A 14,092-nucleotide genomic window follows, 5' to 3' on the forward strand; every position below is an offset into this window, starting at 1 on the left:
GGTTAGGATGCAGTTACAGCAATTCTCACCGACGTTGTTAAGACGCACGAGGCTGGGGGCGCCAAGACAAGAGAGTTGAAATGAAGAACTTGTTGCTTGCGATTGGAAGCATTGTGGCGTTTGGCGCGGCGGCGCCGGCATTCGGTGCAGATCTGACTGGACTGCCAGCCAAGCTCTCTACACCAAAGCTCCGGGGCCTGTCGCGGCTGCAATCTACGACTGGAGCGGCTACAACGTGGGTATGAACGGCGGCTTGGCCTCAAGCTCGAATTGCTGGGATTGCGATGGCGGCAAGCCTGAGGGCTGTCATGATGCGACCGGCGGAAGCGTGGGTGGCCAGATCGGCTATCGATGGCAGATGGGCCAGATCGTGCTTGGTCTTGAAGGCCAGGGGAACTGGGCTGATTTGACCGGCTGGAATCCAGCGCTGCTTTTTTGGATATCAACCCGACCAAGATTGATGCGATCGGCCTGGTAAAGGGCAGATCGGTTATGGCTTCGACCACGCACTGCTTTAGGCCAAAGCGGCGCCGCGGTGACGAGCAACACGTTTCGAAACATCTGGACGACGGGCGAGCCGGGTGGAGAAAGCAAGCACGTTCTTTGGGGCGGCGCGTTGGCAGCCGGTATCGAGTACGGCTTCGCACCGAATCGGTCGGTTGGGTCCGAGTACGCACACCTGTTCATGCGGCCTGCCATGGTCAGCTTCACCGAGCCCGCTGGTGGGGTCGACCGCGTCCGCCAAGATTTGGATCTTTTGACTGCACGGCTCAATTACAAGTTCGGCCGTCCGATTCTTCTCAAATATTGATCTACCGTTCAATCGGCTGATCGAAAGCCCCGGCCCATGGCCGGGGCTTTTTTTGACCTGTTGGCCTAGTGTACAGGAGGCACACAGCATTCCGGGAGACCGCGCTTGCTGAGAAAGCCGTTCCCCTGCGCTAGTCATCGCAATCTCCGCCCCCCTCAGTTACGCGAGGGTGACGAACCCGGCAGATGAGGCCCGTACCTTCCGAAGCTGCTGTTCGATTTGGCAACGTGGCGCTGAGCGGGCCTCTTTTGCTCTGGGGTCCACTCGACCTCAGGTTCACAGGGACTAACCCGTAAAGAGCGCGTCCGCAGAATAGGGGAATCGTGGCGCATAATTGAGTTTCCCGCGCGATTGGGCAGCCAGATTGAGGGCAAGAGGAACATCCAGCGTGCATGTCTTGACCAGTTGCATGCGCGCCCATCCTTGAGCGGGCAGCAGCACGGGCTCGAGGGGTCGGGCTACGCGCCAATGATGACGCTTGCGCCGCAGATCACTTCACTTCGGGGAGATTGGTGGGCCAGATGATATCTATTTGGCCCTCCGTGGATTACGCACGCTGGCGGGCCGCATGGGGCAGCACTACGAAAACGTAGTCGTGAGGGCTGAGATCACTGAGTGCAGGTGGCGCCGCGAACGCTCTGCGCTGAGTGTAATAATATGCCTCTTTGAGCGGGGCCCAGGCGCGGGATAGCTGCTCGAACGCGGTGCCGGGAGCGGTTTCGGAATAAGGTATCGCCAGGGGCTTTCCCCCGGGAGTTATAGGGCCCAGGCTCGCCCGGACCGGTCGCTGCGATTTGCGACAGAGTTGGCTTTGGCGCTTTTAACTTGCTTCCGCCGGACAGATCCATGCGATATGGCACACCTTCGACGGCAAGCGTACGCGCCAACATGAACGCGCTCGGCTTTGCCGGGAGTTGCACCGCGACTACGGGCAAGACCCCCGAGGTCAGTCGATGAGAAATCGAATATCGCGTCTCCGGCTCCGTTGCCACTCGCCGCCCCTGCATGTCAACGACTGGTAGCTGCCTCACCCTGCGGCGGCCTGGGCTCGTGATCCATGGTTTGCAGAACCTGACGCACGTCGAAGACGGATGCAGGATGTTGAGCCCGGATCCTCGCCGCATCATGCGTCATGAATGAGTCCAGCGCATCAATGGTCCGTTCAGCCACGCAATGCGGTCGGGCGATTAGCGGGCACGCTGACAACCGGTCCCGCGTTCTGCCCGAGCAGGATCGCTGGATGGGCGTAACGAAGCCATCGACCGAATCGTCTGCCCCCTAAATCAACAGCGCCCACAGGATACTTTTCGCTCTCGGCGCGCTCGGACAGCGCACCTCGCGGACCCCCTTTCCTCTTCTCAGAACTGATAGTAGAACTCCGTTCCCGTTTGAGCTATTCCTTCCAGGTCGATGAATACTTGCCGCCCAACCACGGCCACAGCCGATTGGCGGCCAATAGCCGAACTTTGAAGTCGCTGATGCTGGTTTCGAGTGCTGCGGTGTGAGTAGCAAGACAAGTCGACAGTCGCTTGAGCCGGAGCAGCTCCGCTATGGGTTGTTCCACATGAATGTGAGCTGTCACCCAGCGAAGGGGCATGGTGATTCAGGTCCTCGATACCCGTTCAAGTGACTGCGCTCCGCCCATTGTTTTTGTCGGCAAAAATCGGGCTGGTAACTGGATTGCCCGCGAAAAACGGGGCGCGTTTGGCGGGCTTTTTATCAACCGCGCCGAAGCTCTGAAATACGCTCTCTTCAAGAACGGACGCCAACCAGAGAACATCATCGAAGTGGCGCGTGAGATCGAGCTCGATATTCCCAGCCCGTGAACTGCGGAACACGAAGGATTGACCGCCTTCTGCATCCGCTGACCCGTCGGAGCCGGGCACTCGCTAATCGATGTTATTGAGTGTGCTCACTTCAACCTTCAATTAGGCAGCCCACAGGCTTCCCGCTGCAGGTTCTATCGTCGGCAATCAGCCAATCGTGCTTCCGCTCGATGAGCGCCACATCGTTATAAACCTGAACATCAGCCGTCCTGATTCGACTGCGACGACCCAAGATGAGAGAAGGACGCACCATCGACTGTTCCATCTGGCACACATTTCATTACGCAAGCATAGCGCACAAGTTAAAGAACTAGTCAGTTTCATCTGCATCGGGCTATCTTGAGGTGGAATGCGTTCGCGGGCGTAGCGCCATCTCGTTCGCAGCGATACTCAGAAACACTCAGATTCGCGGCGTCCGCCGCAAACATATTCAGCTTATGATTTGAGCCGCTAGATCATCGCAATCTTCGCATTGGTGGTCCGCGAAAAGGTAGTTCATTAAGCTAGCTGCGGGCGCGCAATTCGCTGCGCATTTCGCCGGAGCAACCCACAGTCGCCCCTTACATTTCGACAGATCTGCGTCAGCGGGAACGGAAGCGCGGCCGTTACTTTAAATAAGACGCAGACGCCGTGCCTTGACGACGCACTGCGTACGGCTGGTCGTTTCCAGCTTTCGCATTGCATTTTTGACATGAAAGTTGACGGTGTTCTCGCTTACTTTCAGGATGACTCCGATGGCCCAGGATGACTTCCCCTCCTCGACCCATAGCAAGCACTGTTTTTCCCGTTCCGACAGCGCAACCTCTTGCACATCCGCCATGAGTTTCTCCTGAAGCCGAGAGGACGTGGATCGAGATCAGCAAATGCCATACCAGTCAGTGGCACCGCAAACTCTCGCGGCAGGACAAGATCTTGGGAGATTGCCGGTTCACTTCTCCGGAGACTGCAATCCAACTGCAGCCCTATGGACGGGATTGCGACATATGTCGAAAACGCAACTGCAGTATTTGAGACAACCGTAGCAGGTCGATATTTGCTGAACATCTGCGTGAGCTAGACATCACCCTTTGGTCAAGCGTTCCTCCCGCAAAGGGTGAATGCTGTGTGAAGGCCGTAGCACCCGGCTCGCGAGCCGAGATCCTTCATTTGCACTAAAGCTTTCCTTCCAACGTGTCGGCTCCGATCCACCCACCACAACAGCCCCGCTGTTCGGCGCCACCCTATGGCGATAATGCAAGCTTTCACGTCCAATCAACTACCAACGCTGGTCATTGATCGGCATCACAACAAAACGGTATGAGCAGTGGGCTTGCGCCAACCGAAGCTCGGCCTCCAGGACTTCTTATGAAGCACCAACCACAATCCGCCCGGCCCAACGCAGGTCATCAGTGCACTCGGCCGTCGCCTGTCGAAATGCTTCGTGCCAGGTCTGCTCGAATGGCGAGCTCTCGTTTCTGATGGAAGCGCATGACGGCCTGGCCGCCACAATCGCTCACCGGTCAGGATCTGGTTTGTCGATTGCTAGCTCGCTCGGCTATCGCGATGCCAATGAAGCTTCATGGACCCAGCTCGTCGAGAGCGTCGAACGAATAGTGGATTCGACCGAGCTACCTGTGGCTCGTTGACGGCGACGGGGGGTTCGGTAATTTCAACAATGAGCGCCTCTTGGCACGCAAACTCCGTCAGGGTGGCTCGCTCGAGGACAGCTGCTTTCCAAGATGAACTCGCTCATTGGAGAGCGGCATACGCTGGCTAATGTCGACGAATTCTCCGGTCGTCTGCGGGCTGTGAAGGATACGGTCGCTGAAAACCTTGTTCTCGTGGTTAGGATCGAAGCGCTGATCGCCGGCCATGGATTGAACGAAGCCGTCTTGCGTGCTCATGCCGATGCCGACGCAATCTTGATTCATTCGCGAAAGAGTACCGCGGACGAGATGCTTCGTTTGTCAGCGAGTGGCGGAACCGGCTACCTGTTGTGATTGTTCCGACGACATACTATTGAACGCCTCGACCTCTCGTGAGGCGGGAATCTCCACGGTCGTCTGGGCCAATCACTCATTGCGAGCTGCGGCAGCTGCAATGCGGCGCGTCTGCGACAGTATCGCAGCGCAGGAGGGCATTGCGGGCATTGAATCCCATATCGCACCGCTCAGCGCATTGTTCGAGCTTCTGGGGTATGACGAATTCGCCGCGGCCGAAAAACAATATCTGCAGCCCAGTTAGTCCATGTCAGCAGGGTTGGCACCTAAAGTTCCTTTCTTCAAAACCGGCCGATGCGCCCCTAAGCCTCTCGTCGGTGTCGCTCCAGTATCAGCCAGCAAGGCCCGCGACCTAACATCCGGGGACAGCTCCGGAACATCGATAAACATCTGCCCCTGACGCTGAAGGAAGCTCACACGGCGGCTGATTCAGGTGTATGCGTTGCTCGCCATTCACACCTACCCCTCAAAATTTCTGGGATGGTCGGACAAGACTCGGCACTTAGCACTGAACAGAGGCGTTCACGATGCTTGCGAGGCGAACGCGGGATGAAGAAGGCGAATGAAATGCCTCTGAAAGCTCCCAAGCATGCTCTCATTCTCGCCGCTGCCAGTTGGCTCTCGACTGCGACCGCTTACGGATCTAAACTCGAAACCGCTAGCCCAAATCCATGGCACTGCCATCCTGCACAACGCGCTACATAACGGGATCTATCAAGATCGCCCCGCTGGCGGTTATCTCCCCCGCGCCAGCGAACCGCGGCCTGTCAATACCGTCATGTGGCGCGGGCCGTCACGCCTCACCGATATCGCGCCGGGCGCCATTGTTGGAGGAGAATTTGTGAGTAATTGAAAGCTTCACCGGATGGGTACCTTGTGGAAGAATTGACGCGCATGAGCTGTGTGGTTAGATGTGCTGCCGCAGCTCACGCATCGCGTTTTGCCATTGTGCGCGAGCTTAACAAAGTACAGATTTTCATCGAGTGCTTGGGCGTGCTAGGAACGAGGCCGTGAAGCATTGACGCGCGGTCCCGCTGCGCGCGAGGCGCGTCCACGCGCTGGAAAATTGACAGAACAGGAAAGACGCTCGAATGGCGCCTGGAGAAGACCATAGACCGATCATCTGCAGTATCCGTACTGAACTTGTAACACCGTCGAAGAATGGGATATCCAGTTGGGACTCCGAATAGTTCTTCGAACTGACCGGTGGCGGGAGCGGCATCAATGATAAGATCAGTATTTGTCACAAGAATGCTGTGACGGCGCAGCGCTTGAGCGACAAATTGCTCAGCAAACTCGTCTACGATCTCACCGTCCACATCTGTAGACAGATAGGTCGAGTCATACAAGAACGGCATATCGTCGATAAATATCGTCTTGCGGACGCACAGCATCGCTTCCCTCGGCGGGCGGAAGGTAAGCATAACCGGGTCTGAAATTCTCTCTGAAAGCAATTTCATTGTCGTCCCTCAAAGGAGGGAGCCGTAAATCTAGCGTGCGCAGAATTCTGGCCTGCTTCTTGACGTTGTGCCCTTCTCCGCAACAGAGATGGGTCACGCCAGCAGCTTGGAGGTCGCGAAGCGCCCGTTTAATCGTGATGAGCTGACTCCGAATTCCTCTCCAAGCATAGCAGTGGACGGAATTGGAGCATCCGGCTGATAAGTCTCATTGGAGATGCGCTTCAGAATCTCCTTGCCTACCGTGATGTGAAGCGATGAGCTGGGACGGAGACGAGAAGGTGCTGTCGACATTTCGTTCCGATCTCCCTCTGGCCGAACGTATTCGCATTCCGATTGCGGCTAGTGGAACTGTCCCTAGCAATCTCGATCGTCAGCGAGGTGCCTTGATTGCGAACACGTAGCCCAGGGCGATGGCATACCTTATGCTTGGCATTTTCTGTCAACGTGCTGCATTGAATTGCGTTACGGCAGCTGGAATTGGGCCTTAGTAGCAATCTCCAGGATACAAAGACGAAATCTTGCTTGGCTTTGAGATGTATGAAATGATGGTCACCGCTTTCCGTTTTTGGTCCCAGCCTGACTTCGGAACCGGCCTTGAACTCTGGCGGATCATGCTCCGTTGAAGCGCATGATAGGGAGTTCGCTGGAGGACAGCGTGGCATGGCCACCGAGCGCGAGTATCAAGCGACATCCTCCATCAACGACATTAGACCAAAAAGCGCATCACCCGTGTGAGCCAAAGTCGGAAAGCGTCGGTAAGCAACGACACCAGAGGCAGGAAACTTCAGTTCGGCCGGTTCGGCAGCAACATCACCTAATGGATAGACCCGTCCCGCCGGCTGGTTCGCCTTGACTTCATCGGCCGGTTTGGCAAATGGCTCGAACAGGCCGTCGCAAGGCGCGTAGATGGAGTTGTGCGGGCTTTGATATTTGAGAATCACGGACGAGCTGGGCTCGATGCGGTCCATAGCCGGAAGAATTTCATAATCGTGCAGAACCCGTCTCAGGCCACGCTCAGCGATCCGCAGCCCACGTTGTGAGAGAGTGGCCCCGAAACCCAGCTCAGTCGTCAGAGCAGGAATTCCGTGTTGCTCAGCAGCGGCGTAGAGAGTTGACCCGGCACCTGCACCCGCGCCATGGGTAATCGCCCCAAATGGTGCGTCAAAGCTTTTCAGAAGCCGCAAAATCGCGGCAGCCTCAGCGTCGTTCCGGCCGGACCGGGCGAGCGCGACCGGCAAATAGTCCAGCGACCGGCCTCCGGAGTGAAGATCAAGGACCACATCCGCCAGAGGAAAAAGTTCTGACGTCACATAGTGGGCGATCATTGCGGTTGGCCCACCATTTGCGTGGCCCGGAAACTCACGATTGAGGTTACCGCCGTCGAGTGGAGAATTCCGGCGACCAGCGCTAACGGCAGGCCAATTCAGAGCAGGAAGGATAATGATTCGACCGCGCAGATTTGCGCTTGAAGACAACTCCCGTGCGAGATTGCGTAGCGCGATTTGGCCCTCGTACTCGTCGCCGTGCGTTCCTGCTGTCAATAGAGCGGTTGGTCCGCTACCGCCGTTGAAACAGAGTATGGGAACAGGTATCCAGCCGTAGGCGGATATGTCGGACGAATATGGGACGCGGGCATAGTCCGCCTGCATTCCAGTTGCCGAAAAATCGATCTTGCTCCACACGCGGCTTTTCATTGTTAACCCTGTTCAGTAAGCGATCTGGCTGTCATCGCTCGGCTCACGCAACGAAATTTTCTTCGCTTGCAGGTCGACGACTAGGGCGGGACCATGCGCGCTTGATATAGATTTTACAGATCGACTGGGCAATCGCTCGGGCGCGATCTCGCTCAGAAATTCAGGACGACTTTCGGTAGCTCGAAAGACTTCTTCGGTCTGATACACGCCGCCCGTCATCTCAAGCTTGCGTTCAAGATGCAGGACCATGTCTTCCAGAATGATCTCGTTCGAGCCGGCCATCAATGATGGCAGTTCCGTTAACGCGTTACCTGAGCCGTGGCCAACACGACGCGCCGCCGTCAGGCGAGACTGGTTGCGCTCCGACCAGAGTTCCTCAAAGGGACGATAGACCATGGCGCCGGTCATCCCAGGCCTTACCTTCTCTGCTAATCGAATTGTCACGCCTCTCACGAACCCGTCAGGTCTTCCTGCTCTGGCGTTGCCTTACTGATCTTTCGCGACCCGATCCAGATCACTGATCTGATCAGCACGGCGTGCGCCTACCCAGATGAAGTTGCCGGGAGCCAATGGAACGTTGTAGTTCGGTTGTTCGTAACTCTTTCCTGCGGGATCAAAGCGAACTGGAAGCCGGTCGACGCTATCGGCCCCCAGCGCGATCATTCGCTGCTTGAGCAATTGGCCGAACTCATATTCATCCATGTCGAGGCGCAGATCGGCCAAACCAGCAAAAAAGCTTGCCGTTGCTATGCGACGGGCCTGACGTTTGGTGGCCAGCTCGTGCTGACTTTTGACGAGCCGCTGCTGCCAGATGAGGTCGGCCTGGTGCGATAGCCTACACTTGCGCTGCGCCGCCCTCAAGTAATCGATCAGTGCGATCGATCCGCGCCCAAACATGTCGGGTCCATAGTCAAATCGAACAGCAGCACCGGCCGAGAGATCATTCAGAAACTCGCCTGCGGCGGATACTGCGACTTCGGTGTAGCCATGATGATACATGGGCTGAACATGGCGGTTCGGCCATGCTTGCGCATTGCGCTCTTCCGAGCTGCTAATGATTATTGCAATCCTGGCGCGATCACGTCGCGCAATCGCTAACAGCGGCCTGGTATCCAGAGTCCAGAATAGCGTTCTGAACCCGGAGTAATAATCACAATTCTGCCATGAGGTCAGAATCACGGCATCGACATTTGCATCTGCTATGTTGGCGCACAGGCGGGCAATGACCTCCGCTTCACCCAGGCAGGTGGAGGCAATGCCATGTTGTTCTCCATCGCTTAATTTCATTTGCATGAGGTCGACTTCGCAGGCGACTGGCCGGTATGAGGGCGGTTCTGCCAAGGTTTGAAGCTGCGGCGGCTAACATCATACGCGATATACTGCTATGTCAGCCGGCTTCCTCAGAGCCGACATACCAGATATACTCGCCCGAAGTGGCGCAGCGAATCTGCCCGACGCAAGCGCCTACCAATCGTTCTAGCGCTGCAGAAGATTCTAAAAAGGGACCCAATGGTTGCAACCAAGGACGCAGATGCGCCCCGGCGGAGGTCAAAAGCATCATATGAAGGCGATGGAGGCATTGGCACAAAAGCGCACATAGGCATGATCGTGATGGATAACGCTCAGACTCTGTCACATGAAGCGCGTGGCATGCTTACCTTACCTGGCGTGGCGCTGTCTCGAATCTCGACACCGGGAAATGGTGCAACTTCGCTTCGGTTGATCTATTGAAGGATGCGTTCTCTGGACTTGACGAAGCGCTGGCTCACATCAACGCAACGCGTCCGTCCTTTGAGTTTCGACCTGAGGACAAATAACTCCGCGACTTGATCGAGATCAATGCCTCGCTCAGAAAAATCGTGAAGGCTTTGTCGCAAGAACGATCATGAGCTACGACTTCCCTGAGCGTGATGCAACGCCTGCTACAGCGAAATAGCTTTGCGGAATCGACTATCGTTAGACTACCCAAATAGCCCTCCAGACCTGCCGCTCGCGGGCAGTTCATACGATGCCGGCCGGCCCTCTTCGGGTGGTACGTATCGCGATAGGTCCGCGCAGAAAAGCAGAAGCGCTTGATATTAGGCCCCATGGACATCAGCTCGAACAACAACGAAACGCTGTGCGTCGCTCCGCCCCCCGCGTCGCTCGAAGGGTTTGCTAGTCTCTCGGTACCGCTTTATCGAGCTTCAACGATTGTTTTCCCAAACGCAGCGGCCTATCGCGCGCGTGCGACACGGTCGCCGGATGGCTATACCTATGGCCTCTCTGGAACTCCAACAACCCGGACGTTGGAGAACCAGCTGGCGGCAATTCATTCCGCAAGCCGATCTATCATCGTGCCGTCGGGGCAGTGCGCGATAACATCCGTTATGCTCGGCCTGGTGAACCATGGCGAGCACTTGTTGATCGCCGACAATGTCTATCCTCCGGTGAAGCTATTCGCGCGGACAATCCTTCAGTCCTTTGGAGTCGATACAGAGTACTTTGATCCGACTCGTCTCGCCGACCTCGACGCCAAGTTCCGACCTGGCGCAACCAAGCTAGTTTGGGTTGAGTCGCCGGGCTCAACCACGATGGAAATCTGCGATATCCCGGCCATCGCAGCGAGGTGCAGAAGATCTGGCGCGCTTCTGGGATGCGACAATACATGGGCGACTGGTTTGCTGTGTAGACCTCTAAGCCTGGGCGTGGATATCGTGGCCGAGGCGCTTACTAAATATGCAGGTGGTCACTCCGACCTCCTTCTCGGTGCGATCATTCTTGATGATCTTGATCTGTATGCGCGTTTTCGGAGCACTTTGGGCGCTCTGGGGGTGGGCACATCCCCCGATGATTGCTCGCAGGCGTTACGGGGCATCCAAACGATGGCTCTTCGGATAAGGCACGCGGGCGCACTTGGCGAGCTATTCGCGCATCGCTTGGAAAGGTCAGGTCTTAAGGTCTTGCATCCATCTCTTCCTTCGTTCTCTGGGCATGCCTTATGGCAGCGTGACTTCGCGGGCTGCTCCGGTGTTTTTAGTCTTCTACTGCAGGGCGTCGATGTCGGCAAAGTTGACCGTGCTCTCGACCAGTTGAGGACGTTTGTCATCGGTGCTTCTTGGGGAGGAACGCGAAGCATTGTCGCCCCCATGACTGTCGCAGGCGAGCGGCAGGCAATGCCCTCGGAATTGCACCGAAGCTATATCCGACTGAGCCTTGGTCTGGAAAGCGCTGAAGAACTTTGGCGCGATCTTGAAAGAATGTCGGATGTTCTCTTGGGCTGATGTGCAACTGCACGTAACCCACGCTTAACGTTCGAGATATCGACGGGGCAATCTCAGGAACAGCGGGAGAGTTCGTTTCTGCTTCAAGGCTGAAACGGCGCCGACGGAGCAATCGCCCCGGAAACGCTTAGACAAAAGTACCGCTTTTCGGGGTTTAGCTCTGAAAAGCAGGACGGCAGTTCTGCGCCGATGGTGAAAGTCGTAGCCCTAGTGAGTGGGTGCGATGAAGCCCATAGGCCAATGACAGAGGGGGGCAAATCACCCGCCGTGGGCGGGAAGTAACACCTATGACCACACCCGATACATCTTGCGTTTCCGTAATCGGCGCTGGAATTACCGGCATCACAACGGCCTATCACCTCGCCAGGCGTGGCTGCCGGGCGACAGTCTTCGGCCGCTAGCCCTTGCAGTCGAGCTTTTGGAGACGCGCATGTGAGCGATGCCTTGTAAGCATCCGGCGAAGACCGCGCGCGGGTCATTTTCGGCTCAGGCGGCTTGATCAACGTTCCGGATAGCAGAGCGCCAATTCCATGGCAGCAGTTCGTCGAGCCTTTGGACGGGATGCTCTGCGATGCGCGCCAGAACGTCGGCGAGCCAGGCTTGCGGATCGACATCGTTCATCTTGGCGGTGACGATTAGGCTGTACATCACCGCCGCCCGCTCGCCGCCGCGATCCGAGCCGCAGAACAACCACGACTTGCGACCTAAAGCGATGCCGCGCACGCCACGCTCCGCCGCATTGTTGGACATGCAGATGCGGCCGTCGTCGAGGAAGCGTGTGAACGCGGTCCAGCGCTTGAGCATGTAGTCCATTGCTTTGGCGATGTCGTTGCGACGTGAGAGCTTGGCGCGTTGCTCGCGCATCCAGGCTTCTAAATCGGCGATCAGCGGCGCGCTCAGTTCCTGGCGGACGACCCGGCGCCGTTCGGGCGTCTCGCCGTTGATGCCTCGCTCGATCTCGAACAGGGCGTCTATCCGGCGGACTGTTTCCAGCGCCAGCGGCGAGATCACTGCCGGCTTCTTGCCCTGAGCCTTGCGACGCGCATTCTCGGCCAGATCAGCCATCACGAAGAACGGCCGCCGGGCATGGACCCAGCACGCGGCTTCCAGGATCGGACCTGCGTTGCGGCCCGGTTCGTAAAGCCTGCCATAGCCCCCATAGGCATCGGCCTGGAAGATTCCGCTGTAGTTGGCCAAGTGAGCCTGGGGATGCTCGCCGGCCCGATCGCGCGAGTAATAGAACACCGCCCCCGGCGGGGCCGGCCCTCCAAAGGGCTTGTCGTCGCGCACATAGACCCAGATCCGGCCGGTGTCGGTCTTGCCTTTGGCCAGGACCGGGACCGTGGTGTCGTCCCCGTGCAATCGCTCGGCGCTCAGCACATAGGCCTCGAGGCGCTTGAACAAGGGTGCCAGCGCCGCGGTGCAGCCGCCGACCTGGTCGGCCAGGGTCGACAGACTGATCGGCACACCCTCCTTGGCATAGCGCTCCGCTTGCCGGTTCAGCGGCTGATGTTGACCAAACTTCTCGAACAGCACCATCGCCAGCAGGCTTGGCCCCGCCCAGCCGCGGGCAAGCACATGGAACGGCGCCGGAGCCTGGCTGATCTTCTCGCAATCACGGCAAGTAAACTTCTCGCGGACGTGCTGGATCACTTTCCAGGATTTCGGGATCACCTCCAGCGTCTCGGTGATGTCCTCGCCGAGCTTGGACAGCCGCGCGCCGCCACAGCAGGCGCACGCCACAGGTCCCGGCACTATCACCCGCTCGCGAGGCAGATGCTCCGGGAACGGCTGGCGTGACGGCCGCTTGCGCGTGAACGACGCCACCTTCGTGGTTTTGGCCGCGGCCATTTCGGCGGTGAGTTCGTCCTCCGTCGCCGAACTCTCCAGCTCCTCCAACGTCAGTTCAAGCTGATCCAATAGCCGCGCGGTACGCTCCGAGCGCGGACCATGGCGGTCGCGGTTAAGTTTCTCGATTTGCAGCTTCAGATGGGCGATCAACGCCTGGTCGTCGGACTGCCGGGCACGGGCGGCCGCAGCCTCCGCCCGTGCAACGATCAATGCCGCTTGCAGCGTTTCGACGTCGTCTGGCAGCGATTCAAGGTCGTCACCCATGGCCCCGATGGAATCACAAAAGAGGCGATTTGAGGCCTCTTTTCTTCCGCACCTCAGAACTTTTTGAGCCTATCCTGCGCTCTGTGGCCGCCACGTGTGCTGCGGATTGCGCCAGTCGATCGCCTCCAGCAGATAACTCATCTGCGCCGCGCTCAGCCCCACCACACCGCCAACCGTCGCCGGCCAGACAAAACGGCCACGGTCCAACCGCTTCGCGTAGAGCGACAGTCCAACTCCATCGTGCCACAAGGCCTTGATCAGCGAACCGCCGCGTCCGCGGAACACGAAGACATCTCCGGCGAACGGATCACGACCAAGGCTTTCCTGCACCAATAATGACAAACCCTGCATGCCCTTGCGCATGTCGGTGTGGCCGGTCGCAATCCAGATCCGGGCGTTCGAAGAGATCGGTATCATCGAAGCTCCAGAACCTGCAGCACCCGCGCCAGCGCCGCCGCATCGACGCTGGCGTCGACAATCACTCGACGATCCCTGCCGACTACGATCACCATCTGCCCACTCGGCGGTGTGGCAGCAACCGCCGGCTCGACCTCAGCGGCCAGGATGACCCGCGCAAAGCCAGATTGTTCGCTTTGAGGGCTGATCGGCTCGGGCCCGAACGCGCGACGCCATGTCATCAGCAACGAACGTGATATGCCATGGCGCCGTGCCGTCGACGATATAGCACGCGGCTCTTCAAAGCTCTCGCTCACGATCCGCAGCTTCTCGTCATCCGACCAGCGCCGACGACGACCAGTCTCGACCACCTCAAGCCGTTCAAGCTGAGTACTGCGCTTATGGCTGTCCATAAGGACTGTTACGCACCAATTGGACTAACCCAACAAGGCGGCCCTCACCGGAGGGAAACGATGCCTTCGACACGACGCCGGTGAAGTCGGACCGCAACGACGCGCGCAACATCGCGCAGCTGATGCGGCTAGCCT

General features: G+C 57.9%; 10 protein-coding genes, 4 pseudogenes and 1 riboswitch. Of the genes and pseudogenes, 5 read left to right on the plus strand and 9 right to left on the minus strand.

Going from position 1 to position 14,092, the window contains the following annotated elements:
* Window positions 1-80 precede the first annotated feature (80 nt).
* Window positions 81-811 (plus strand): annotated as a pseudogene (locus BcanWU425_RS37815) (outer membrane protein).
* A gap of 589 nt (window positions 812-1,400) precedes the next feature.
* On the opposite strand, the pseudogene BcanWU425_RS32505 reads toward BcanWU425_RS37815, so the two are convergent.
* Window positions 1,401-1,978 (minus strand): annotated as a pseudogene (locus BcanWU425_RS32505) (shikimate kinase); the annotation flags it as partial.
* Between the two features lie 428 nt (window positions 1,979-2,406).
* On the opposite strand from BcanWU425_RS32505, the gene BcanWU425_RS32510 reads away from it, so the two are divergent.
* Complete coding sequence (locus BcanWU425_RS32510; RefSeq protein ID WP_231189095.1) at window positions 2,407-2,637, plus strand: hypothetical protein; 231 nt, start codon at window positions 2,407-2,409, stop codon at window positions 2,635-2,637.
* 610 nt (window positions 2,638-3,247) lie between these two features.
* Here BcanWU425_RS32510 and BcanWU425_RS32515 read toward each other — a convergent pair.
* Window positions 3,248-3,442, minus strand: a pseudogene (locus tag BcanWU425_RS32515) (response regulator transcription factor); the annotation flags it as partial.
* A 652-nt stretch (window positions 3,443-4,094) separates the two neighbouring features.
* Between BcanWU425_RS32515 and BcanWU425_RS32520 the strand changes: the two are divergent.
* A pseudogene (locus tag BcanWU425_RS32520) lies at window positions 4,095-4,860 on the plus strand (isocitrate lyase/phosphoenolpyruvate mutase family protein).
* A 682-nt stretch (window positions 4,861-5,542) separates the two neighbouring features.
* Here the strand turns inward: BcanWU425_RS32520 and BcanWU425_RS32530 are convergent.
* The 4 genes from BcanWU425_RS32530 to BcanWU425_RS32545 form a co-directional block, all read right to left on the minus strand.
* Window positions 5,543-6,076, minus strand: a complete 534-nt coding sequence (locus tag BcanWU425_RS32530) for a UTRA domain-containing protein (RefSeq protein WP_231189096.1) — start codon at window positions 6,074-6,076, stop codon at window positions 5,543-5,545.
* A 680-nt stretch (window positions 6,077-6,756) separates the two neighbouring features.
* Window positions 6,757-7,770 (minus strand): succinylglutamate desuccinylase/aspartoacylase family protein, encoded by a 1,014-nt coding sequence (locus BcanWU425_RS32535; protein ID WP_204513551.1) that lies wholly within the window; start codon window positions 7,768-7,770, stop codon window positions 6,757-6,759.
* Window positions 7,771-7,782: 12 nt separating this feature from the next.
* On the minus strand, window positions 7,783-8,178 hold the full coding sequence (locus tag BcanWU425_RS32540; protein WP_204513550.1) for a M24 family metallopeptidase: 396 nt from the start codon (window positions 8,176-8,178) through the stop codon (window positions 7,783-7,785).
* 78 nt (window positions 8,179-8,256) lie between these two features.
* The gene (locus tag BcanWU425_RS32545) at window positions 8,257-9,063 is read right to left on the minus strand and encodes a hypothetical protein (RefSeq protein ID WP_231189099.1); all 807 of its coding nucleotides are present in this window, start codon (window positions 9,061-9,063) and stop codon (window positions 8,257-8,259) included.
* 794 nt (window positions 9,064-9,857) lie between these two features.
* Here BcanWU425_RS32545 and BcanWU425_RS32550 point away from each other — a divergent pair.
* Together BcanWU425_RS32550 and BcanWU425_RS32555 are read left to right on the plus strand one after the other, a co-directional pair.
* Window positions 9,858-11,033, plus strand: coding sequence for a trans-sulfuration enzyme family protein (locus BcanWU425_RS32550; protein ID WP_231189101.1), 1,176 nt, complete (start codon window positions 9,858-9,860; stop codon window positions 11,031-11,033).
* A 53-nt stretch (window positions 11,034-11,086) separates the two neighbouring features.
* Window positions 11,087-11,186, plus strand: a riboswitch (glycine riboswitch).
* A gap of 134 nt (window positions 11,187-11,320) precedes the next feature.
* Window positions 11,321-11,434, plus strand: coding sequence for an FAD-dependent oxidoreductase (locus BcanWU425_RS32555; RefSeq protein ID WP_204513547.1), 114 nt, complete (start codon window positions 11,321-11,323; stop codon window positions 11,432-11,434).
* 85 nt (window positions 11,435-11,519) lie between these two features.
* Here the strand turns inward: BcanWU425_RS32555 and tnpC are convergent, their stop codons facing one another.
* The 3 genes from tnpC to tnpA form a co-directional block, all read right to left on the minus strand.
* Complete coding sequence (gene tnpC, locus BcanWU425_RS32560; protein WP_231188500.1) at window positions 11,520-13,148, minus strand: IS66 family transposase; 1,629 nt, start codon at window positions 13,146-13,148, stop codon at window positions 11,520-11,522.
* 69 nt (window positions 13,149-13,217) lie between these two features.
* Window positions 13,218-13,565 carry an IS66 family insertion sequence element accessory protein TnpB gene (tnpB, locus tag BcanWU425_RS32565; protein WP_231188497.1) on the minus strand — a complete coding sequence of 116 codons (348 nt, stop codon included), beginning with the start codon at window positions 13,563-13,565 and terminating at the stop codon, window positions 13,218-13,220.
* Window positions 13,562-13,957, minus strand: a complete 396-nt coding sequence (gene tnpA / locus BcanWU425_RS32570) for an IS66-like element accessory protein TnpA (RefSeq protein WP_231188495.1) — start codon at window positions 13,955-13,957, stop codon at window positions 13,562-13,564. Before tnpA ends, tnpB begins: the two co-directional genes overlap by 4 nt.
* Between the last annotated feature and the right edge of the window lie 135 nt (window positions 13,958-14,092).

Origin of the sequence: Bradyrhizobium sp. WU425, assembly GCF_021052305.1 — a bacterium.
Classification (GTDB): domain Bacteria; phylum Pseudomonadota; class Alphaproteobacteria; order Rhizobiales; family Xanthobacteraceae; genus Bradyrhizobium; species Bradyrhizobium canariense_D.